The organism is Halomonas sp. HG01 (genome assembly GCF_000968715.2).
GTDB lineage: Bacteria > Pseudomonadota > Gammaproteobacteria > Pseudomonadales > Halomonadaceae > Halomonas > Halomonas halophila.
The window spans coordinates 2,407,685-2,429,207 of the sequence record NZ_CP022134.1; the positions used below are offsets into that span (position 1 = coordinate 2,407,685).

Annotated in this window: 20 protein-coding genes; 14 read left to right on the forward strand and 6 right to left on the reverse strand. The window is 67.8% G+C overall.

Annotation, left to right across the window (positions count from 1 at the left end; genetic code table 11):
- Window positions 1-162: 162 nt before the first annotated feature.
- The 3 genes from aat to infA all read left to right on the forward strand — a co-directional run bounded on the left by aat (window position 163) and on the right by infA (window position 2,008).
- Window positions 163-939 carry a leucyl/phenylalanyl-tRNA--protein transferase gene (aat, locus tag UN84_RS11390; protein ID WP_046080074.1) on the forward strand — a complete coding sequence of 259 codons (777 nt, stop codon included), beginning with the start codon at window positions 163-165 and terminating at the stop codon, window positions 937-939.
- Window positions 929-1,666 carry an arginyltransferase gene (locus UN84_RS11395; protein WP_046080073.1) on the forward strand — a complete coding sequence of 246 codons (738 nt, stop codon included), beginning with the start codon at window positions 929-931 and terminating at the stop codon, window positions 1,664-1,666. The genes aat and UN84_RS11395 overlap by 11 nt, the downstream gene beginning before the upstream one ends.
- A 123-nt stretch (window positions 1,667-1,789) precedes the next feature.
- Window positions 1,790-2,008 carry a translation initiation factor IF-1 gene (infA, locus tag UN84_RS11400; protein ID WP_013332816.1) on the forward strand — a complete coding sequence of 73 codons (219 nt, stop codon included), beginning with the start codon at window positions 1,790-1,792 and terminating at the stop codon, window positions 2,006-2,008.
- A gap of 124 nt (window positions 2,009-2,132) precedes the next feature.
- On the opposite strand, the gene clpA is transcribed toward infA, so the two are convergent.
- From clpA to UN84_RS11415, 3 genes are all read right to left on the reverse strand, one after another.
- A complete protein-coding gene (gene clpA, locus UN84_RS11405; protein WP_046080072.1) occupies window positions 2,133-4,409 on the reverse strand; it encodes an ATP-dependent Clp protease ATP-binding subunit ClpA in 2,277 nt (758 codons plus the stop codon).
- A 135-nt stretch (window positions 4,410-4,544) separates the two neighbouring features.
- On the reverse strand, window positions 4,545-4,907 hold the full coding sequence (gene clpS, locus UN84_RS11410; protein ID WP_046080071.1) for an ATP-dependent Clp protease adapter ClpS: 363 nt from the start codon (window positions 4,905-4,907) through the stop codon (window positions 4,545-4,547).
- Between the two features lie 223 nt (window positions 4,908-5,130).
- Window positions 5,131-7,365 (reverse strand): NADP-dependent isocitrate dehydrogenase, encoded by a 2,235-nt coding sequence (locus UN84_RS11415; RefSeq protein WP_046080070.1) that lies wholly within the window; start codon window positions 7,363-7,365, stop codon window positions 5,131-5,133.
- Between the two features lie 274 nt (window positions 7,366-7,639).
- Here UN84_RS11415 and UN84_RS11420 point away from each other — a divergent pair, with 274 nt between their 5' ends.
- From UN84_RS11420 to UN84_RS11465, 10 genes are all read left to right on the forward strand, one after another.
- On the forward strand, window positions 7,640-8,290 hold the full coding sequence (locus UN84_RS11420) for a pseudouridine synthase (RefSeq protein WP_046080069.1): 651 nt from the start codon (window positions 7,640-7,642) through the stop codon (window positions 8,288-8,290).
- On the forward strand, window positions 8,287-8,736 hold the full coding sequence (locus UN84_RS11425; RefSeq protein ID WP_046080068.1) for an NUDIX domain-containing protein: 450 nt from the start codon (window positions 8,287-8,289) through the stop codon (window positions 8,734-8,736). Before UN84_RS11420 ends, UN84_RS11425 begins: the two co-directional genes overlap by 4 nt.
- A gap of 176 nt (window positions 8,737-8,912) precedes the next feature.
- Complete coding sequence (gene mnmA / locus UN84_RS11430) at window positions 8,913-10,043, forward strand: tRNA 2-thiouridine(34) synthase MnmA (RefSeq protein ID WP_046080067.1); 1,131 nt, start codon at window positions 8,913-8,915, stop codon at window positions 10,041-10,043.
- Window positions 10,040-10,681 carry a high frequency lysogenization protein HflD gene (gene hflD, locus UN84_RS11435; RefSeq protein WP_035595256.1) on the forward strand — a complete coding sequence of 214 codons (642 nt, stop codon included), beginning with the start codon at window positions 10,040-10,042 and terminating at the stop codon, window positions 10,679-10,681. The genes mnmA and hflD overlap by 4 nt, the downstream gene beginning before the upstream one ends.
- A 43-nt stretch (window positions 10,682-10,724) precedes the next feature.
- Window positions 10,725-12,104, forward strand: coding sequence for an adenylosuccinate lyase (purB, locus tag UN84_RS11440; protein WP_046080066.1), 1,380 nt, complete (start codon window positions 10,725-10,727; stop codon window positions 12,102-12,104).
- A 310-nt stretch (window positions 12,105-12,414) separates the two neighbouring features.
- Window positions 12,415-13,599, forward strand: coding sequence for a ribosomal protein uL16 3-hydroxylase (locus UN84_RS11445; RefSeq protein WP_046080065.1), 1,185 nt, complete (start codon window positions 12,415-12,417; stop codon window positions 13,597-13,599).
- Window positions 13,600-13,617: 18 nt separating this feature from the next.
- Window positions 13,618-14,049 carry a GNAT family N-acetyltransferase gene (locus UN84_RS11450; RefSeq protein WP_046080064.1) on the forward strand — a complete coding sequence of 144 codons (432 nt, stop codon included), beginning with the start codon at window positions 13,618-13,620 and terminating at the stop codon, window positions 14,047-14,049.
- A gap of 372 nt (window positions 14,050-14,421) precedes the next feature.
- Window positions 14,422-16,020 carry an isocitrate lyase gene (locus UN84_RS11455; RefSeq protein ID WP_046080063.1) on the forward strand — a complete coding sequence of 533 codons (1,599 nt, stop codon included), beginning with the start codon at window positions 14,422-14,424 and terminating at the stop codon, window positions 16,018-16,020.
- A gap of 438 nt (window positions 16,021-16,458) precedes the next feature.
- Window positions 16,459-16,677, forward strand: coding sequence for a hypothetical protein (locus UN84_RS11460; protein ID WP_035595246.1), 219 nt, complete (start codon window positions 16,459-16,461; stop codon window positions 16,675-16,677).
- A 287-nt stretch (window positions 16,678-16,964) separates the two neighbouring features.
- Window positions 16,965-17,432, forward strand: a complete 468-nt coding sequence (locus tag UN84_RS11465; protein ID WP_035595243.1) for a glycine zipper 2TM domain-containing protein — start codon at window positions 16,965-16,967, stop codon at window positions 17,430-17,432.
- 78 nt (window positions 17,433-17,510) lie between these two features.
- Here UN84_RS11465 and UN84_RS11470 read toward each other — a convergent pair whose 3' ends face one another.
- Window positions 17,511-17,792 (reverse strand): hypothetical protein, encoded by a 282-nt coding sequence (locus tag UN84_RS11470; RefSeq protein WP_035595240.1) that lies wholly within the window; start codon window positions 17,790-17,792, stop codon window positions 17,511-17,513.
- A 207-nt stretch (window positions 17,793-17,999) separates the two neighbouring features.
- Between UN84_RS11470 and UN84_RS11475 the strand changes: the two genes are divergently transcribed.
- On the forward strand, window positions 18,000-18,482 hold the full coding sequence (locus tag UN84_RS11475; protein ID WP_035595239.1) for an FKBP-type peptidyl-prolyl cis-trans isomerase: 483 nt from the start codon (window positions 18,000-18,002) through the stop codon (window positions 18,480-18,482).
- Between the two features lie 88 nt (window positions 18,483-18,570).
- Here UN84_RS11475 and UN84_RS11480 read toward each other — a convergent pair whose 3' ends face one another.
- Together UN84_RS11480 and UN84_RS11485 are read right to left on the reverse strand one after the other, a co-directional pair.
- Window positions 18,571-19,200, reverse strand: coding sequence for a CDP-alcohol phosphatidyltransferase family protein (locus UN84_RS11480; RefSeq protein ID WP_046080062.1), 630 nt, complete (start codon window positions 19,198-19,200; stop codon window positions 18,571-18,573).
- Window positions 19,200-21,470 (reverse strand): FAD-dependent oxidoreductase, encoded by a 2,271-nt coding sequence (locus UN84_RS11485; protein WP_046080061.1) that lies wholly within the window; start codon window positions 21,468-21,470, stop codon window positions 19,200-19,202. Before UN84_RS11485 ends, UN84_RS11480 begins: the two co-directional genes overlap by 1 nt.
- Between the last annotated feature and the right edge of the window lie 53 nt (window positions 21,471-21,523).

A 21,523-nucleotide genomic window follows, 5' to 3' on the forward strand; every position in this document is an offset into this window, starting at 1 on the left:
CACTCAAGCTGCCAACCCCCTTGCGCCGGATGGCGTCTTCCAAATCCAAGGCCATCAATCATACCGAGCAAGCCGCGCCCGTCACAGGGGGCAGACAATGACTTGAGCCCCGCCACCGCGCCGGTCACACTTGGCTTCCCAAGCCCCGAGGATGTCCGCCCCATGCTGCCCTGGCTCCCCGAGCATCCCGTTCGTTTTCCACCGGTCGACACCGCTCTCGACGACCCCGGCGGCCTGCTGGCCGCCGGCGGCGAGCTGAACCCGGCCTGGCTGCTCAGCGCCTATCGCCACGGCATCTTCCCCTGGTACAGCGAGGGCCAACCGATCCTGTGGTGGAGCCCCGACCCGCGCATGGTGCTGTTTCCCGAAGAGGTCCGAGTGCGGCGCAGCCTGGCCAAGCGACTGCGCAACGGCGGCTTCAAGGTCACCGGCGACACCGCCTTCGACGCCGTCATCGGCGCCTGCGCCGAGCCGCGCCACGACGAGCCCGGCACCTGGATCACCGACGAGATGACCGCGGCCTATCGCCGGCTGCACGCCCTGGGCGCGGCCCGCTCGGTGGAGGTCTGGCAGAACGGCAAGCTGGTCGGCGGCCTCTACGGCATCGCCCTGGGGCCGGTGTTCTTCGGCGAATCGATGTTCTCGCGGGTCCCCGACGCCTCCAAGGTGGCGCTGGCGTGCCTGGCCCGCGTCATGGCCGCCGAGGGGGGCCGGTTGATCGACTGCCAGATGCATACCGCGCATCTGGCCAGCCTGGGCGCCCGGGACATCGCCCGGCGGACGTTCATCGGCTATCTTGATGAGTGGCTGGACGCGATGCCGGAGCCGCAGGGCGACGGGACCCTCGTCTTTCCACCGCCGGCATGGTCGTTCGAACGCCTCGACGCCGCGAGACAGATGCCCCCGGGAGCCACAGGAGGCGGTCACCTTGAGCAGTAACACTCCCCGCCAGCCGATTCGCGATCTGCGGTTCTTCCTGACCGTGCCGCACGCCTGCAGTTATCTGGAGGGGCGTGAGGCCACTACCCTGTTCCTGGATCCCCAGGAGTCACCGGGCAGCGGCGTCTACGACTCCCTCGCGCCACTCGGCTTCCGGCGCAGCGGACGACACCTCTATCGCCCCCACTGCGAGGGCTGCAACGCCTGCATCTCGGTGCGCATTCCGGTCAAGGGCTTCACCCCCAACCGCACCCAGCGCAAGCTCTACCGCCGCAACGCCGATCTCGAGGCCAGGGTTCGCCCGGCGCTGTTCGATGCCGAGCACTACGGGCTCTACGCCCACTACATCCGCACCCGGCACGCCGATGGCGACATGTACCCCCCCAGCCATGAGCAGTACCGCACCTTCCTGACCCTGAATCAGGACTATGCGCGGATGCTGGAGCTGCGCCTCGACGGCCGGCTGCTGGCCGTCTCGGCCTTCGATCAGCTCTCGCACGGCCTGTCGGCCATCTATACCTTCTTCGACCCGGCCGATGAATTCGACCGCCGCTCGCTGGGCACCTACGCGGTGCTGGCACTGGTGGAACGCGCCCGCGAGCTGGGTCTGCCCCACGTCTACCTGGGCTACTGGATCGAGGAATGCCGCAAGATGGCCTACAAGCAGGCCTTCTCCCCCCTGGAGCGGCTCGAGGGACGCCACTGGCGGCGCCTGATCCCGACCTGACATTGCGGCGCTTTTTGCCTTGACGCCCGGCATGCGGCACAATATCGCGCTATCCTGATCGGCACGAACGGACACTCCGCCACTCGTGCCGCCGTTTGTTATCACCAGCGAGGAATTGCCTATATGGCACGCGAAGACCATATCGAAATGGAAGGCGTCGTCGTCGACACGCTGCCCAACACCATGTTCCGGGTCGAACTCGAGAACGGCCACGTGGTGACCGCCCACATCTCGGGCAAGATGCGCAAGAACTACATCCGCATCCTCACCGGCGACAAGGTCAAGGTCGAGCTGACTCCCTACGACCTGTCCAAGGGCCGCATCGTCTACCGCTCTCGCTAGGCCAGCCTGAGGGCATGCATGAAATGCCCTTCGGCCCCTCCCCGCCAGCACGTCTCCCAGACGCACAACGCCCCGTCCGAAGACAGGGCGCTGATGGGTTGGCGGAAGCGATCGACGCGCCGCTTCAGGGCGCGTCGGCCAGTTCCGACTCCGATGCCAGGTGCAGCTCGCCGTCCTCGACGCTGACGTGCACCACGCCACCGTGCTCGGCCAGCTCGCCGAACAGGATCAGCTCTGCCAGCGGCTTCTTGAGCTTCTCCTGGATCAGGCGCGCCATCGGCCTTGCCCCCATATCGGGGTCGTAACCCTTCTCGGCCAGCCAGTCCCGGGCTTCCTCGTCCACATCGAGCTGCACGCGCTTCTCGTCGAGCTGCGCCTGGAGTTCGATCAGGAACTTGTCGACCACGTTGCGCACCACCTCGGTGGGCAGGGCGTGGAACTGGATGATGCCGTCCAGGCGGTTGCGGAACTCCGGCGAGAAGGTCTTGCGGATGACCTCCATGGCGTCGGTGGAGTGGTCCTGGGTCTGGAAGCCGATCGAACGCCGCGTGGCCTGCTCGACCCCGGCGTTGGAGGTCATGATCAGGATCACGTGACGGAAGTCCGCCTCGCGGCCGTTGTTGTCGGTCAGCCGGCCGTGGTCCATCACCTGCAGCAGCAGGTTGAAGACTTCCGGGTGCGCCTTCTCGATCTCGTCGAGCAACAGCACGCAGTGCGGCTGCTTGGTGATCGCCTCGGTCAGCAGGCCGCCCTGGTCATAGCCGACGTAGCCCGGGGGGGCGCCGATCAGCCGCGACACGGTGTGGCGCTCCATGTACTCGGACATGTCGAAGCGCACCAGGTCGATGCCCATGATGTGGGCCAGCTGGCGAGCCACCTCGGTCTTGCCGACCCCGGTAGGACCGGCGAACAGGAAGCTGCCCACCGGCTTGTCCGGCGCCTTGAGGCCGGCCCGCGACAGCTTGATGGCCGCCGACAGGCCGTCGATCGCCTCGTCCTGGCCGAACACCAGCATCTTGAGGTCGCGGTCGATATTGGCCAGCAGCTTGCGATCGGAGCTGGAGACGCTCTTCGGCGGAATCCGCGCGATGGAGGCCACAACAGCCTCGACCTGATCGGTGTCGATGGTGTCGACGCGCACCTCGGGCGGCAGCAGCCGCTGGTGGGCACCGGCCTCGTCGATCACGTCGATCGCCTTGTCGGGCAGGTGACGGTCGTTGATGTAGCGATCCGCCAGCCGCGAGGCGCTTTCCAGTGCGGCGTCGGTATACTTGAGGTGGTGATGCTCCTCGAAGCGCGAGCGCAGCCCCTTGAGGATGCGGATGGTGTCCTCCACCGAGGGCGCCATGACGTCGACCTTCTGGAAGCGACGGGCCAGCGCACGGTCCTTCTCGAAGATGCCGCGGAACTCCTGGAAGGTGGTGGAGCCGATGCAGCGCAGCTCGCCGGAGGACAGCAGCGGCTTGAGCAGGTTGGAGGCGTCCATCACGCCACCGGAGGCCGCTCCGGCACCGATCACGGTGTGAATCTCGTCGATGAAGAGGATGGCGTTGGGCTGCTTGCGCAGCTCGGCCAGCAGCGCCTTGAGACGCTTCTCGAAGTCGCCGCGGTACTTGGTGCCCGCCAGCAGCGCGCCCATGTCGAGGGAGTAGACGACGGCGTCGCCGATCACCTCGGGCACGTCCTCCTCGACGATGCGCTTGGCCAGCCCCTCGGCGATGGCGGTCTTGCCCACGCCGGCCTCGCCGACCAGCAGCGGGTTGTTCTTGCGCCGCCGGGCGAGGATCTGCACCACCCGCTCGAGCTCGTGATCGCGCCCGATCAGCGGGTCGATCTTGCCCATGCGGGCCTGCTCGTTGAGATTGGTAGCATAGCCCGTCAGCGGATTGCCGCCCTGCTCGCTGCCGGCCTCCTCGGCGTCCTCGGCCTCGGGCGACGGCGAACTCTGCCCCTGGCCATGACCGGCGACCTTGGAGATGCCATGGGCGATGTAGTTGACGGCGTCCACCCGGGCCACGTTCTGCTGCTTGAGGAAGTAGACGGCCTGGCTCTCCTGCTCGGAGAAGATCGCCACCAGCACGTTGGCGCCGGTCACCTCGCTCTTGCCGGAAGACTGCACGTGGAAGACCGCGCGCTGCAGGACGCGCTGGAAGCCCAGCGTCGGCTGCGTCTCGCGATCGGCCTGATCCTCGGGAATCAGCGGCGTGGTGGAATTGATGAAATCCTGCAGGTCGGACCGCAGCTTGTCGAGGTTGGCCCCGCAGGCTCGAAGCACGTCCGCCGCCGAGGCGTTGTCGAGCAGCGCCAGCAGCAGGTGCTCCACGGTCATGAACTCGTGACGCTTGGAGCGCGCCACGGTAAAGGCCGTGTTCAGGGTCAGTTCAAGTTCTTTGCTCAGCATGGCAGTCCCCTTCTCGCCGCTTAGGGCTTGCGTCGGACCCTTCTGGGTCCGGCATCATCAACATCGAGCACAAACATCGGCGTTGCAAGTCGCCCCGCCAACGCTGGCGATTTCCTTACTTCGACACGCCGACGCTCAATCCGTTGCTTCGATGTCGCACAGCAGTGGGTGCTGGCACTCCCGGGCGTACTCGTTGACCTGATGACTCTTGGTCTCGGCGATATCGCGAGTGAAGATCCCGCAGGTCGCCTTGCCCTGGGTGTGCACGGCCAGCATGACCTGCACCGCCTTCTCGTTGTCCATGTTGAAGAACGTCTGCAACACGTCCACCACGAACTCCATGGGGGTGAAGTCGTCGTTGTGCAAGACCACCTTGTACATCGGCGGTTGCGCAAGCTCCGGTTCCGACGACTGCACCGCCAGGTCGCCGTCGCCCTCTTCCTCGGGCCCGGGAGGCCGCGTCATGCCGGCATGAAGCGACGCGCGGTGCGGCGCCATGCCCTCTTCCTTTGTCTTGAACATAAGCATCACTGTCGCTATCGACAAGCCGGGCGTCCCCCGGGCATTCCAACCGTGTTTGGACGCCGGCGAGGCGATCGGGTTCATCGGGATGAATTCACTGTGCCGTCTTTGACCGCCGCCAGCAATGCAACGGCCCCCGCCCGGGAACGGGCGGGGGCCGGAACACGTCGACGACGCGTCTGTCGCGGGTCGGTGGCGCTTAGCGCTCGGCCACCAGCTCCAGGGCCGCGTTGAGGGTGCGGCTGGGGCGCATCACGGCATCGGCCAGCTCGCCGTTGGCGTGATAGTAGCCACCGATGTCGACCGCCTGCCCCTGAACGGCGTTGAGCTCTTCGACGATCACCGCCTCCTTGGCGGTCAGCTCGGCGGCGAGCTTGCCGAACAGCGCCTTCAGCTCGGCGTCCTCGTCCTGGGCGGCCAGCGCCTCGGCCCAGTACATGGCCAAGTAGAAATGGCTACCGCGGTTGTCGAGCTCACCGACCTTGCGCGACGGCGACTTGTTGCTGTCGAGGAACTTGCCGTTGGCCTCGTCCAGTGCCTTGGCCAGCACGCGGGCGCGAGCGTTGTCGAAGGTCTTGCCCAGATGCTCGAGGGACGCGGCCAGGGCCAGGAACTCGCCCAGGGAATCCCAGCGCAGGTGATTCTCCTCGAGCAGCTGCTGGACGTGCTTGGGCGCGGAGCCGCCGGCGCCGGTCTCGAACAGGCCGCCGCCGTTCATCAGCGGCACGATGGACAGCATCTTGGCGCTGGTGCCGAGCTCCATGATCGGGAACAGGTCGGTCAGGTAGTCACGCAGCACGTTGCCGGTCACGGAGATGGTGTCCTCGCCGCGGCGGATGCGCTCGAGGGAGAACTGCATCGCCTCGACCGGGGCCATGATGCGGATGTCCAGACCGTCGGTGTCGTGATCCTGCAGGTAGGCCTCGACCTTCTTGATCAGCTGGGCGTCGTGGGCGCGCTCGGCGTCGAGCCAGAACACCGCCGGGGCACCGCTCTCGCGGGCGCGGGACACGGCCAGCTTGACCCAGTCGCGGATCGGGGCGTCCTTGGTCTGGCACATGCGCCAGATGTCGCCCTCTTCCACCGCGTGCTCGAACAGCACCTCGCCGGCCTCGTCGGTCACGCGCACGGTGCCGCCGGCGGGGATCTGGAAGGTCTTGTCGTGGGAGCCATACTCCTCGGCCTTCTGAGCCATCAGGCCGACGTTGGGCACGCTGCCCATGGTGGTCGGATCGAAGGCGCCGTGCTTCTTGCAGTCCTCGATGGTGGCCTGATAGATGCCGGCATAGCAGCGATCCGGGATCACCGCCTTGGTGTCGTGCAGGGCGTCGTCGGCGCCCCACATCTTGCCGGAGTCGCGGATCATGGCCGGCATGGAGGCGTCGATGATCACGTCGCTCGGCACGTGCAGGTTGGTGATGCCCTTGTAGGAATCGACCATGGCCAGGCTCGGACGCTCGGCGTACAGCGCGTCGATGTCGGCCTCGATCTCGGCCTGCTTGTCGGCCGGCAGCTTGGCGATGGTGGCGTACAGGTCGCCGATGCCGTTGGTGGCGTCGAAGCCGACCTCTTCCAGCGCCTCGGCGTGCTTCTCGAGCACGTCGCGGTAGAACTCGTCGACCACCATGCCGAACATGATCGGGTCGGAGACCTTCATCATGGTCGCCTTGAGGTGCAGGGAGAACAGCACGCCCTGGGCCTTGGCGTCGGCGATCTGCTCGGCGACGAAGGCGGACAGCGCCTTGCGGCTCATCATGGAGCCGTCGATCACCTCACCGGCCAGCACCGGGGTGCGCTCCTTGAGCACGCTGACGCTGCCGTCCTGGCCGACCAGCTCGATCTTGACCGCGCCGTCGGCGCCGATCACGGCGGACTTCTCGCTGCCGTAGAAGTCACCCTCGTTCATGTGGGCGACGTGGGAGCGGGAATCGGACTGCCACTCGCCCATGCGGTGCGGGTACTTGCGGGCGTAGTTCTTCACCGACTTGGGGGCACGACGGTCACTGTTGCCTTCACGCAGCACCGGGTTGACGGCGCTGCCCTTGACCCGGTCGTAGCGCGCCTTGATGTCGCGCTGCTCGTCGCTGGCGGGCTCGTCCGGGTAGTCGGGCAGCGCATAGCCCTGGCCCTGCAGTTCCTTGATGGCCGCCTTAAGCTGCGGCACCGAGGCGCTGATATTGGGCAGCTTGATGATGTTGGCTTCCGGCGTCTTGGCCAGCTCGCCCAGCTCGGCCAGGTGGTCGCCCAGCCGCTGCTCGTCAGTCAGGGAATCGGGGAACTGCGAGAGGATACGCCCGGCCAGGGAGATATCACGGGTCTCGACGGAGATGCCGGCGGAATCGGTGTAGGCGTCGATGATCGGCAACAGGGAATGGGTCGCCAGAGCCGGCGCTTCGTCGGTCAGCGTATAGATAATCTTCGGCGTTTTGGACATGTGGCGTAGATCTCTCTGGTCACTGCGGTGCATGAAACGGATCGAAGCGCACACTCTCGATGTCGGCAACACGGGCAACCAGGGCGACCGCCGCTCGGCTCGATCGCCGACACGCGGCATCGGCCATCCCTCTGAGCGGGTCACGCCAGGCCCGGAAAATGACGAGGGCGCTCCGGCGAGCGTCGCGCAGTATACCAGCCCGCCGCCCACGACGCATGGCAGCGATGGTCGCCGATCCCTGCCATCCCGCCGCGCCGAGCGGTAAGATACGCCCATGAGCCGCTTATATCTCTTTCACAAGCCCTACCGGGTGCTGTCCCAGTTCACCGACCAGGGCGACGCCGAGGGCACGCCCCGCGCCACCCTGGCCGACTACCTCGACGTGCCCGGCATCTATCCGGCGGGCCGACTCGACCACGACTCCGAGGGTCTGCTGCTGCTCTCCGACGACGGCGAGCTGATCCACCGCATCAGTCATCCGCGTCACAAGCAGCCCAAGACCTACCGTGTGCAGGTCGAGGGGCGGCCCGACGATGCCGCCCTGGAGGCCCTGCGCCGCGGCGTCGAACTCAGGGACGGCCTGACCCGGCCGGCCCGGGTGCGCCGCCTCGAGGCCAGCGAGCTGCCCGAGCGCGAGCCGCCGCTGGACCCGAAGCGTCATCCCGACACCCACTGGCTGGAGCTGATCATCTCCGAGGGCCGCAATCGCCAGGTGAGACGCATGACCGCCCATGTGGGCCACCCCACCCTGCGCCTGGTCAGGGTGGCGATCGGCCCCTGGTCGCTCGACGGCCTGGCGCCCGGCGAGTGGCGTCGCGAGACCCTGCACGCGCCCGCGCCGCCCTCGAATCGTCGCGACACCGGCCGCCGGGGCAGCGGCCGTCGGAACGGCAAGTCACCCCACGGCGGGAGGACACGCCGATGAGCCGCTGGCATCCCCTCGTCACCGTGGCCACCGTGGTCGAGCGCGCCGGGCGCTTCCTGATCGTCGAGGAAGACCGGGGCGGGCCGCACACGGTCTTCAACCAGCCGGCCGGGCACCTGGAACCGGGCGAGCGCATCCATGACGCCGCCCTGCGCGAGCTGCGCGAGGAAACCGCCTGGCAGGTGGGTCTCAGCGATTACCTGGGCATCTACGTCTATCGGGCGCCGGACGGCACCACCTTTCACAGCCACGGCTTCTACGGCATGGCGCTGGCCCGGCTGGGCACCGAACTCGACCCGGACATCCTGGCCACCCACTGGGTGACGCTGGAGGAACTGGAGGCGTTGGAACGCCTGGGACGGCTGCGCAGCCCGCTGGTGCTGCGCCGCGTGCGCGACGCCCTGGCCGGGCGCTTCTATCCCATGGACGTGATTCACGAACGGTAGCCGCGCTTCGCGCGGAGCTGGAAGCTGGAAGCTGGAAGCTGGAAAACAGCGTGTCGCCCTGCACTCCGGCAAGGGGGGGCTTCCAGCTTCCAGGTGCGAAGCACCGCTCTTCGAGCTTCCGGCTCGAGTGATGTATAATCCCGCCCCATTTGCGACCACCCCAATCCGAGAGCGTCATGACAGCCACCCAAGGCAAGGTGATCGTCGGCATGTCCGGCGGCGTCGATTCCTCCGTCTCCGCCCTGCTCCTGCTCGAGCAGGGCTATGAGGTCGAGGGCCTGTTCATGAAGAACTGGGACGAGGACGACGGCACCGAATACTGCACCGCCAAGGAAGACCTGGCGGACGCCGAGGCCGTGTGCGCCAAGCTCGGCATCAAGCTGCACACCGCCAACTTCGCCGCCGAGTACTGGGACAACGTCTTCGAGCACTTCCTGGCCGAGTACCAGGCCGGACGCACGCCGAACCCGGACATCCTCTGCAACCGCGAGATCAAGTTCAAGGTGTTCCTCGAGTACGCCGAGATGCTGGGCGCCGAGCGCATCGCCACCGGCCACTACGTCCGTGGCGGCCGCGCCCGCGGCGAGCTCGACGGGGCCGAGCGCCCGCGGCTGCTCAAGGGGCTCGACGCCAACAAGGACCAGAGCTACTTCCTGCACGCCGTGCCCGAGGCGGCCATCGCCCGCACCCTGTTCCCGGTCGGCGAACTGGAGAAGCCCGAGGTCCGCGCCCTGGCCGAGCGTCATGACCTGGTGACCGCGCGCAAGAAGGACTCCACCGGCATCTGCTTCATCGGCGAGCGCCGCTTCCGCGACTTCCTGCAGCAGTACCTGCCCGCCCAGCCCGGCACCATCGAGACGCCGGACGGCGACGTCATCGGCGAGCACATGGGCCTGATGTACTACACCCTCGGCCAGCGCCAGGGGCTCGGCATCGGCGGGCTCGCCAACTACTCCGACGCGCCCTGGTTCGTGGCCGACAAGGACCTCGAGCGCAACGTGCTGGTGGCCGTGCAGGGCAAGCATCACCCGCTGCTCTACACCGACAGCCTGGCCACCGAGCCGATGGACTGGGTCGCCGGCGAGCCGCCGGCCGCCGAGGGCCGCCTCACCGCCAAGACCCGCTATCGCCAGGAAGACGTGCCCTGCCGCTTCGAGACCACCGAGGACGGCGGCGTGCGGGTGCGCTTCGACGAGCCCCAGCGCGCCGTGACCCCCGGCCAGTCGCTGGTGCTTTACGACGGCGACATCTGCCTCGGCGGCGGCGTGATCAAGGCCATCTGGAACGCCGAGGAGGCCGCGCGATGAACGGCACCACGCCCATTCACCGCGCCCCCGACTCCCCCGTCGCGCGCCAGGCCCTGGCGCTGGCCGGGGTCTTCCAGGCCGCCAGCCAGGTCGACCAGCTGGCCCGCACCGGCCAGGTCGACCAGCGCGCCTGGGACACCCTGATCCACGCCACCCTGGACACCGACCCGGCCAGCTTCGAGGCCATCTACGGCGGCCATCCCAACAACCTGCGCCAGGGCATCGAGACCCTCGAGGGCATGCTGGGCCGCCGCCAGGCCAACCCGGTGGTGATGCGCTATGGTTTCTCACTGCTGATGCTGATGAGCAAGCTGAGAAACGACGCCGACATGATGGACACCCTGGGCACCCGGCTGACCCGCATCCAGGGCCAGGCCGAGCACTTCGGCGAGACCCACGAGAACGTCGTCGCCAGCCTCGGCGAGGCCTACCAGGACACCATCTCCACCTTCAAGAGCCGGATCGTCGTCCAGGGCGATCCCTCGCTGCTGCAGAGCCGCATGATGCCCGAGCGCGTGCGCGCCTGCCTGCTGACCGGCATCCGCTTCGCGCTGCTGTGGCACCAGCAGGGCGGCCGCCGCTGGAAGCTGATGTTCCAGCGCGGCGCCCTCAAGAAGGCCCTGGACGAGCTGAACTGATTTCCCCCACTGATTTCTCCACCACGCCACCCGGAACGCGCCCATGCAGCCCAAGTCACTCCCCCTGACCGCCCTCACCGCCCTTTCTCCCGTCGACGGCCGCTACGGCAGCAAGGCCGAGGCCCTGCGCGAGCATTTCAGCGAGTTCGGCCTGATCCGTGCCCGCGTCATCGTCGAGGCCCGCTGGCTGCAGCGCCTGGCCGAACAGACGCAGATCACCGAGGTGCCGCCGCTCTCCGCCGCGGCCACCGCGGCGCTGGATGCCCTGGTCCGCGACTTCTCCGTGGAAGACGCCGAGCGCATCAAGGAGATCGAGCGCACCACCAACCATGACGTCAAGGCGGTCGAGTACTTCATCAAGGAGCGCATTGCCGAGACGCCCGAGCTGCACGCCATCACCGAATTCGTGCACTTCGCCTGCACCAGCGAGGACATCAACAACCTGTCCCACGCGCTGATGCTGCGCGGCGGCCTGGATGCGCTGCTGCCGGTGATGCACCAGGTGGCCGACGAGGTGGCCCGCCTGGCCGAGGAGCACGCCGCTCAGCCGATGCTGTCGCGCACCCATGGCCAGACCGCCAGCCCCACCACCCTCGGCAAGGAGATGGCCAACGTCGCCTACCGGCTGCGTCGCCAGCTCAAGCAGATCGAGAGCGTGGAGCTGTTCGGCAAGATCAACGGCGCCGTGGGCAACTACAACGCCCACCTGGCGACCTACCCGGAGGTCGACTGGGAAGCCAATGCCCGCACCTTCGTCGAGGGCCTGGGCCTGACCTTCAACCCCTACACCACCCAGATCGAGCCGCACGACTACATCGCCGAGCTGTTCGACGCCGTGTGCCGCTTCAACACCGTGCTGATCGACTTCGACCGCGACGTCTGGGGCTACATCTCGCTGGGCTACTTCAAGCAGAAGACCGTGGCCGGCGAGATCGGCTCCTCGACCATGCCGCACAAGGTCAATCCGATCGACTTCGAGAACTCCGAGGGCAACCTGGGGCTGTCCAACGCCGTGCTGGGTCACCTGGCCGAGAAGCTGCCGATCTCCCGCTGGCAGCGCGACCTGACCGACTCCACCGTGCTGCGCAACCTGGGCGTCGGCATGGCCTACGCGCTGGTGGCCTACCAGGCCTCGCTGAAGGGCATCGGCAAGCTCGAGGCCAACCCGGCTCGCCTGGCCGAGGACCTGGACAACAGCTGGGAAGTGCTGGCCGAGCCGATCCAGACCGTGATGCGTCGCTACGGCATCGAGAAGCCCTACGAGAAGCTCAAGGAGCTGACCCGCGGCAAGCGCATCGATCAGGCCGGCTTCGCCGCCTTCATCGACACCCTGGAGCTGCCGGCCGAGGTGAAGGGCGAGCTCAAGCAGCTGACTCCGGCCAACTACATCGGCAACGCCGAGGCCCAGGCGCGCAACCTGTAAGCGCCCGGCCGGTCAGCCGATCAGGGGCGGGCATCGTAGCGATGCGATATCTACCCGGGGACGCTGACACCAGCGCAGCCGCGCGCGTGGCTCGCCAGGGATGGCGAGCCAGCTTCACCCGTGAGGGATTATGTTGTGAAGCGACGCGCAGGCGGCAAGCGCAGTGTCAGGGTTTCGTTCCCGGGATCGCGAGCACGAGGCCCGATCCTTAACCCGCCATGCCCCTCGTCGGCTGGCCCCACATGCTAGTATCCCGACAGGCGCCAATCGGCGCCTGTCGCCGTTTCATCCCTTCGCGAGCGCGAGCCTCATGTCACGACAGTCCCGAGACGAACCCCTCACCCTGCTCGGCGGCCGCACCGCCGCCGACTTCCTGCGCGACCACTGGCAGCGCCGGCCGCTGCTGATCCGCGGCGCCATCCCCGACTTCCAGAGCCCGCTCGAACCCGACGAGCTCGCCGGCCTGGCCTGCGAGGAGAACATCGAGGCGCGTCTGGTCGAGGAGCAAGGCCCTGACGGCCCCTGGCAGGTCAGCCACGGCCCCTTCGACGAGGCCACCTTCGCCCGCCTGCCGGAGCAGGGCTGGACCCTGCTGGTCCAGGCCGTGGACCACTACGTGCCCGAGGTCGCCGAGCTGCTCGAGACCTTCGACTTCCTGCCGAGCTGGCGCCTCGACGACATCATGGTCAGCTACGCCCCGCCGGGCGGCAGCGTCGGCCCCCACGTCGACCAGTACGACGTCTTCCTGCTCCAGGCCAGCGGCCAGCGCCACTGGCAGCTCGGCGGCAAGGTCGGCGACGACGCCCCGATCCTCAAGGGCATCGACCTGCGCATCCTCGAGACCTTCGAGGTCGAGGCCGACGCCGACTGGGTGCTGGAACCGGGCGACATGCTCTACCTGCCGCCGGGCTGGGCCCATCACGGCGTCAGCCAGTCCAGTGACTGCATGACCTTCTCGGTGGGCTTCCGCGCCCCCTCCGCCGACGAGGCCGTGACCTCCTACGCCGACTACATCGGCGAGCAGCTGCCTCCCTCGCTGCGCTACGCCGACGCCGGCATGGCGGCGCCCGCCGACCCGGCCGAGCTCGACGACGCCGCCCTCGAGCGCATGCGCACACTGATCCTCGAGACCCTGGACGACCCGGCCCAGCTGGCCCAGTGGTTCGGCCGCGTGATGACCCAGCCCAAGTACGTCGACCAGCTGGTGGCCAGCGAGACGCCCACCGACCCGAACGACCTTGTCGCCGCACTACAGGACGGCGAGACACTGGAACGCCCGCCCGGCTCGCGCTTCGCCTGGCGCGCACTGGACGACGCACGCGCCACCCTGTTCGTCGACGGCGACGGCGTCGAGTGCTCGATCGCCCTGGCCCGCGCCCTGGCGGGCGGCGAACCGGTCGACGCCGAGTTGCTGGCCTTCGACGACGCGCCCCGCGTGCTGACCCATCTGCTCGACGCCGGCAGCCTGGCCTGGTGGAACGACGAAGAAGAATGAACACAGAGGAGTAAGCGCATGAGCACGAGCGTCGAGATCCGCGAGGGCGACTGGCAGACCCTCGGCGAGGCGGCCGGCGAGATCCGCCGCGTCGTCTTCATCGAGGAGCAGGACGTGCCCAGAAACGAGGAATGGGACGGCCGAGATCCCGAGTGCCTGCATTTCCTGGCGCTGGCCGACGGCCGCGCCCTGGGCACCGCCCGGCTGCTGCCCGACGGCCATATCGGCCGCGTCGCCGTGCTGGCCGAGGCGCGTGGCCTCGGCATCGGGCTGGCGCTGATGGAGGCGGCGATCGCCGCCGCACGCCAGCGCGGCCTGCCTGCCGCCGAGCTCGCCGCCCAGACCCATGCCCTGGCGTTCTACGAGCGACTGGGCTTCGAAGCCTTCGGCGAGACCTTCATGGAGGCCGGCATTCCGCACCGCAACATGGCGCTTCGCCTCGACGCCTGAGCGTTTTCTCCCTCCCGTTTTCCGCCCCCATCGGGAAACCCGACTACAGGAATGGCGATTCCCGCCCCCGTCCTGTAGTCGGACTACAACCCTCGCTGCCCCCAAGGATCAATTGTTGAGCCGCGCCATGCCGGCCCATAGTGATACCCAAGGCGAGCGAGGGACGCCCGGCATCAACAGTTATGCCATGTAGTCGCCGGGCACTTTCCTCTCTCGACGAGGTTCGACCAACACCCTAGAGACAGACTCGGGAAAGCGGACGAACCTGATAGCGCTTCGCGGTCGCAGCATAAGGCTTCGTCGAGAAGAGACGGCGGTGACGCCGGGACGAGAGCGGGCGACCTTCCCCCTGAAGGCAGAGAGGATGGCTCCATGGCAACGTTTCAAGATCAACTCAAGACCCTGGCCCAGCTGCGCGAAGGTCAGCGCGGCAAGTGGGACAACATCACGCCCGAGCATGCCGCCCGGCTGCGCGTCCAGAACCGCTTCCAGACCGGCCTGGACATCGCCCGCTACAACGCCCGGATCATGCGCCAGGACATGGCGGCCTACGACGGCGACACCGCGAAGTACACCCAGTCTCTGGGCTGCTGGCACGGCTTCATCGGCCAGCAGAAGATGATCTCCATCAAGAAGCACTTCGGCCAGACCAAGGGTCGCTACCTGTACCTGTCGGGCTGGATGATCGCCGCCCTGCGCTCCGAGTTCGGCCCGCTGCCCGACCAGTCGATGCACGAGAAGACCAGCGTGCCGGCGCTGATCGAGGAGCTCTACACCTTCCTGCGCCAGGCCGACAGCTGGGAGCTCAACCACCTGTTCCGCGATCTGGAAGCGGCCCGCGAGGCCGGCGACAGCGCCAGAGCCGCCGAGCTCGAGGGCAAGATCGACAACTTCGAGACCCACGTGGTGCCGATCATCGCCGACATCGACGCCGGCTTCGGCAACGCCGAGGCCACCTACCTGCTGGCCAAGAAGATGATCGAGGCCGGGGCCTGCTGCCTGCAGATCGAGAACCAGGTCTCCGACGAGAAGCAGTGCGGCCACCAGGCCGGCAAGGTCACCGTCCCGCACGAGGACTTCATCGCCAAGCTCAACGCCGTGCGTTACGCCTTCCTGGAACTCGGCGTGGAAGACGGCGTAATCGTCGCCCGCACCGACTCCCTGGGCGCCGGCCTGACCCAGAAGATCGCCGTCAGCCACGCGCCGGGCGACCTGGGCGATCAGTACAACGCCTTCCTCGACGGCGACGAGATCACCTCCGCGGACGATATCGCCAACGGCGACGTGGTGATCAAGCAGGACGGCAAGCTGGTCAAGGTCAAGCGCCTGGCCTCCGGCCTCTACCAGTTCAAGCCGGACACCGGCGAGGACCGGGTGGTGCTGGACTGCATCACCAGCCTGCAGAACGGCGCCGACCTCTTGTGGATCGAGACCGAGAAGCCCCATGTCGGTCAGATCAAGGGCATGGTGGACCGGGTGCGCGAGGTCTGCCCCGACGCCAAGCTGGTCTACAACAACTCGCCGTCCTTCAACTGGACACTGAACTTCCGCCAGCAGGTGTTCGACGCCTGGGAAGCCGAGGGCCGCGACGTCAGCGCCTACGACCGCGCCGACCTGATGAACGCCGAGTACGACGACACCGAGCTGGGGCGCCAGGCCGACGAGTGGACGCAGAACTTCCAGCGTGACGCCGCCCGCGAGGCCGGCATCTTCCACCACCTGATCACCCTGCCGACCTACCACACCGCGGCCCTGTCCACCGATAACCTGGCCAAGGGCTACTTCGGCGACGAGGGCATGCTGGCCTACGTGGCGGGCGTGCAGCGCCGCGAGATCCGCGAGGGCATCGCCACCGTCAAGCACCAGGACATGGCCGGCTCCAACATCGGCGACGACCACAAGGAGTTCTTCCACGGCGAGGCGGCGCTCAAGGCCGGCGGCAAGGACAACACCATGAACCAGTTCGGCTGATCGCACGCCGCGACGGCACAGCGACAGGACGCTCGGGGAGGCTTCGGCCTCCCCTTTCTCGTGCCCGCTCGCCCGACCTCGGTGCACCGCGATGCAGCGCGCCAAGTGCCCCGTGAAGGAGGCCGACAACCTCGCTGCCGTTCCTTAAAGGATGTAGTCGAGTTACAACGCCGGCTGCGCCCAAGGAGGCATGGTCGGTTCTGCCGTGCTGCACCATAGTCAAGTCACAGCGCAGGACAACGCGTCGCTACCCCGACCGGCGACCTGCACTGAAAGCTACAAAGAAGGCGCTTTCACGATGATCCAGGCGCCGTAGGCGATGGTCTTTCCAAGCTTGTGACCACTTCGCGACTGCAGCACCGGGCGCTTACCCGGCCCGGCATGAGTAGCAAACGCCCATCACGCCATCGACGATGGCCACCGCACGAGGTGTTACACATGAACTGCATCGAACTGAGCCACCAAGCCGACCTCATTGCCAGCACGTTCAGCAAGCAGGAACTCGCCAAGCTGGTGCTGGCCCTGAAAGGCAACCGGGAATCCCTCCAGCACGCCGTCGAGGTGATCGACACCGTCGACAGCCGCGCAGGCTACTCCCTCGACGATGCCTGGGACGAGGTGCTGACCGGCGACGCGACCCAGCTCGAAGAGGAGTGATGCGGAAAGCGAGACCCCTGGAAGCGGAATGACTCGCCTCCCCGGTGACATGGCATGACTAGCCATTGCCCATCCCGCCCCGCGGGGTGGGTTTTTTCATGCGGCCGGCCCCCCAGGGGGCACCGATGTCGTTCGCAGGCGCACCTTTTTGTCTTTCACTGGTCAAACCTCCCGACTACAGGCAGGGTATGGGCACCGGCAAGCCAGAGGCCCGCTGCATCATGCCCTACGGAAGCCATACGGCAGACGCCCACCGCGTCGCTCACCGACTTGCAAGGAGGTTACCCATGAAGCGTTTTCTTCCCATCGTCGCCCTAGGCGCCCTGACCCTGGCGGGCTGCGCCAACACCTCGCCCTACTCGGGCAATGTCTACACCGGCAACCAGGCCAAGGTGGCCCAGAACGTGAGCGTGGGCACCATCACCGCCATGCGCCGGGTGCAGATCCAGGCCGGCGACCAGAACAGCGGCGCCATCGGCGGTCTCGGCGGCGCCGTCATCGGTGGCCTGCTGGGTAACCAGATCGGCGGCGGCTCGGGCCGGACGCTGGCCACCGCGGCCGGCGCCATCGGCGGCAGCGTGGCCGGCAAGAAGATCGAGGACAGCGCCAACCGCACGGATGCCTGGGAGCTCGAGATCCGCAAGCAGACCGGCCAGACCGTGGTGGTGGTGCAGAAGGCCGACCAGCCGTTCCAGGTCGGTCAGCAGGTGCGCCTGATCGGTACCGGCAACAACGTCAGCGTGGCGCCCTACTGAGCCCCGGCGGTTCGACGACGCTCAACGCAAAAGGCCCGCGGCGCATGCCGCGGGCCTTTTCGGTCCAGAGGCGCCGGCTCAGTGGAAATTGGCCTTGCGCATCGCCCAGCACGCCAGCTTGCCACCCACCAGCGCGATCACCGCGATGATGATCAGCGTCAGCAGCAGGTCCACCGGCCGCACGATGGCCGTCGCGGCCAGCACGGCGATGGCCGGGCTCCACACCCAGCGGTCGTCCTCGCTGCGCAGCACGGCGGGAATCAGCTTGTCGAGCCCCGCGCTGACGGAGGCCTCCCAGCGGCTCAGGCACAGGAAGAGGATCACGGCAAAGGCGATCAGCCAGATGACGGTCACGGTCATGGAGGGTCTCCAACAGGGAACGAAGGACAAGGGGAAAAGGTGTCGCAGCAAAGGGTATCCCTGCCTTCGGAAGCACGCAACCACGGGACACGGCGTGAATCGCACTCAGGATCGTACCGGGCAAGCTGAAAAATCTCCTTGCGCCACTGACAGTCCCCGGGAAGCCACGTTACCATGCGCGCACACGCACTCATCGATAGGTTCATCATGCAAATCGCACAGAATTCCGTTGTGGCCTTCCACTACACCCTGACCAATGATGCAGGGGAAGTGCTGGACAGCTCGGAAGGCCGTGAGCCGCTGACTTACCTCCACGGCGCCGGCAACATCATCCCGGGCCTCGAGAAGGAAATGGAAGGTCGTGCGGCTGGCGACAAGCTCCAGGCCAAGGTCGCCCCTGAAGAAGGCTACGGCGAAGTCCAGCCGCAGCTGGTGCAAGAAGTCCCGCGCGACGCCTTCCAGGGCGTCGAGAGCATCGAGCCGGGCATGCAGTTCCAGGCGCAGACCCAGGGCGGCCCGCTGATGGTCACCGTGACCCAGGTCGAAGGCGACACCGTCACCGTCGACGGCAACCACCCGCTGGCCGGCCAGACCCTGAACTTCGACGTCGAGATCGCCGAAGTCCGCGAGGCCAGCCAGGAAGAGGTCGAGCACGGCCACGTCCACGGCGAAGGTGGCCACGAGCACTAAGCTCCCGCCAGCCAGAACGAAAAAGGGGCAGCCTACGGGCTGCCCTTTTTTCATGCCCGAGACGAACGTGCCTGACCACTGAGCCGGCTCACTCCGAAGCCCTCGGCATCGCCTTCAGGGTCAGGTAGCCGCCTGCCAGCCGGGTCGCGGTGGTGATCAGGCAGGCCACCGCGAAGAGACCGGCCAGCAGCGGGAAGTGCGCCGGCCACAGGCAGAAGGTCACCAGCGCCAGCAGCGTCTCGGTACCCTCGGTCAGCCCGTTCAGGTAGTAGAAGGCCTTGCGCGGGAAGCGCGGCCGGTCCAGTGCGTGGCGGGCGGCCATGATGGCGAAGGCCAGAAACGACGTGCCGGTGCCGATGAAGGCGAACAGCAGCAGGGCCGCGGCCAGGGCATTGGCGGCCGGGTCGGCCAGGGCGAAGCCCAGCACCACCGCGGCGTAGAAGACGAAGTCCAGGCCGATGTCGAGAAAGCCGCCGGCGTCGCTGGCATGATCGGTCAGCCGCGCCAGGGCGCCGTCCAGGCCGTCACCCAGCCGGTTGAGCAGGATGGCCACGAGGGCCGCGCCGTAGGCCTCCATGGCCAGCAGCGGCAGCGCCAGCATCCCGACCGCGAAGGCCGCGACGGTCACCTGGTCCGGCCGCACGCCGGTTATCGCCAGCCCGCGGGCCAGCCATCTCAGCGGCCGCTGGGTCAGCGGCATGGTCCAGCGATCGAGCATCAGGCCTCCCTCTTCTCGTTCAGACCGTCCTTGTCCGACAGCTCCCTTGCCGTCTCGTCGCGTTCCGCCTTGCCGCGATCGTTCGATGCTCGCCCCTCGCCGCGTCGCCAGGCGAAATAGCGCTCGAGCCAGGCCAGCAGGCGCGCCGGCTTGTGGGCGTTCTTCCACACCCCGGCGGTGGCCTTCACCGCCTCGCTGCGGGTCGGATAGGGATGCACGGTGCCGAGCAGCTTGTTGAGCCCGATGCCGTGGGTCATGGCCAGGGTGAACTCGGCCAGCATCTCGCCGGCGCCCGCGCCGACCAGGGTGGCGCCCAGCAGGCGGTCGCGCCCCGGCACGGTGAGCACCTTGACGAAGCCCTCCCGCTGGCCGTCGGCGATGGCGCGGTCGAGCTCGGACAGCGCGTAGCGGGTCACCTCGACCTCGATGCCGCGCTCGCGTGCCTCGCGTTCGTTGAGGCCGACCCGAGCCACCTCCGGGTCGGTGAAGGTCACCGCCGGCAGCGCCCGATAGCTGACCCGAAAACGCCTGAGCTCGCCGAACAGGGCGTTGACCGTGGCGTGCCAGGCCTGGTGCGCCCCGGCGTGAGTCAGCTGGAAGGGGCCGGCCACGTCGCCGCAGGCCCAGACGTTGGGCAGCACCGAGCGCAGCGTCTCGTCCACCGCCAGGGTGCCGTCCGGAGCGGTCTCGACGCCCAGGGCCTCGAGCCCCAGGCCGGACACGTTGGCGCGCCGCCCCACCGCCACCAGCAGCCGGTCGAAGGGCAGCGTCTCGACGCGCGTCTCCTCCCCCTTCTCCCCTGTCTGGCCGACCTCGATCTCCAGGCCCTGGCCGCCGTCGTCATCCGTCACCACCCGCAGCGCCTTGGCCGTCAGATGCACTTCGACGCCCTCATCGCGCAGCCGCGATGCCACCTCGGCGGCGACGTCCTCGTCTTCCCGCGGCAGCAGCTGGTCGCCCAGCTCCACCAGGCTCACCCGGCTCCCCAGCCGCGCGAAGCTCTGGCCCAGCTCGCAGCCGATGGGCCCGCCGCCCAGCACCAGCAGCCGCTCGGGCAGCGCCTCGAGCTGCCAGAGGGTGTCCGAGGTCAGCGGCTCGGTCTTCTCGATGCCCGGCAACGGCGGCACCCAGGGCGAGGCGCCGCTGGCGATGATCACATGGCGGGCGGTGATCACCCGCTCGCCCTCGCTTCCGAACACGCGAACCCGCCAGGGGTCGTCCAGTCGCGCCTCGCCCTGGACGACCTCGACGCCTAGCCCCTCGTAGCGCTCGCGGCTGTCGTGGGGCTCGATCTCGCGGATCGCGCCGCGCACGTGGCCCATGACGGCGGAGAAATCGACCCTCGGCTTGCCCGCCTCGACGCCATAGCGCGGCGCCCGGCGCACCTCCTCGGCGGCACGCGCCGCGCGAATCAGCGCCTTGGAGGGCACGCAGCCGGTGTTCAGGCAGTCACCGCCCAGCCGGTCGCGCTCCACCAGCGCCACCCGGGCCTTCACCGCGGCGGCGATGTAGCTCGCCACCAGCCCGGCCGAGCCGCCACCGATCACCACGATGTCATGATCGAAGCGCGTCGGCCGGGAGAAGCGCCGCGCCAGCCGGCGCCGCTTGGCCACGCCGATCAGCCCCCGGGCCAGCCAGGGAAACAGCCCGACCAGGGCGAAGGACAGGATCAGCCCCGGCGACAGGATACCGGACAGGGACTCGAGATCTCCCAGCTCGCGGCCGGCGTTCACGTAGACCGCGGTGCCCGGCAGCATGCCCAGCTGGCTGACCCAGTAGAAGGTGGTCAGGCGCATCCGCGTCAGGCCCATCACCAGATTGATGACGAAGAACGGAAACAGCGGAATCAGCCGCAGGGTGAAGAGATAGAAGGCGCCTTCGCGGCGAATGCCGGCATTGACGCGCTCGAGCTGGGCGGCGAAGCGCCGTTCCAGCGGCGCGCGGGCCAGCGTGCGGGCGATCAGCGCGGCCAGGGTCGCGCCCAGGCTGCTGGCGAACGAGATCAGCAGAAGCCCCCAGCCGAAACCGAACAGCGCCCCGCCGAGCAGCGTCAGCAGCGCCGCGCCCGGCAGCGACAGCGCCGCCATGGCCACATAGAGCGCGAAGAACCCCCCGGCCACCGTCAGCGGCTCCGCCGCCAGCCAGGCCTGGAAGCGGGCCTGTTCGGCCTTGAGAGACTCCAGCGTCAGCAGCTGGTCGGCGCCGGAGAGAAAGAAGGCGGCGAAGGCCAGCACGATAAGACACAGCAGCAGCAAGCGTCGCTTGGTCAAGTCGGTCTCCCTGTTCCATGGTGAGGTCTCGCCCCTGAGTCGTCGCCAGGCAC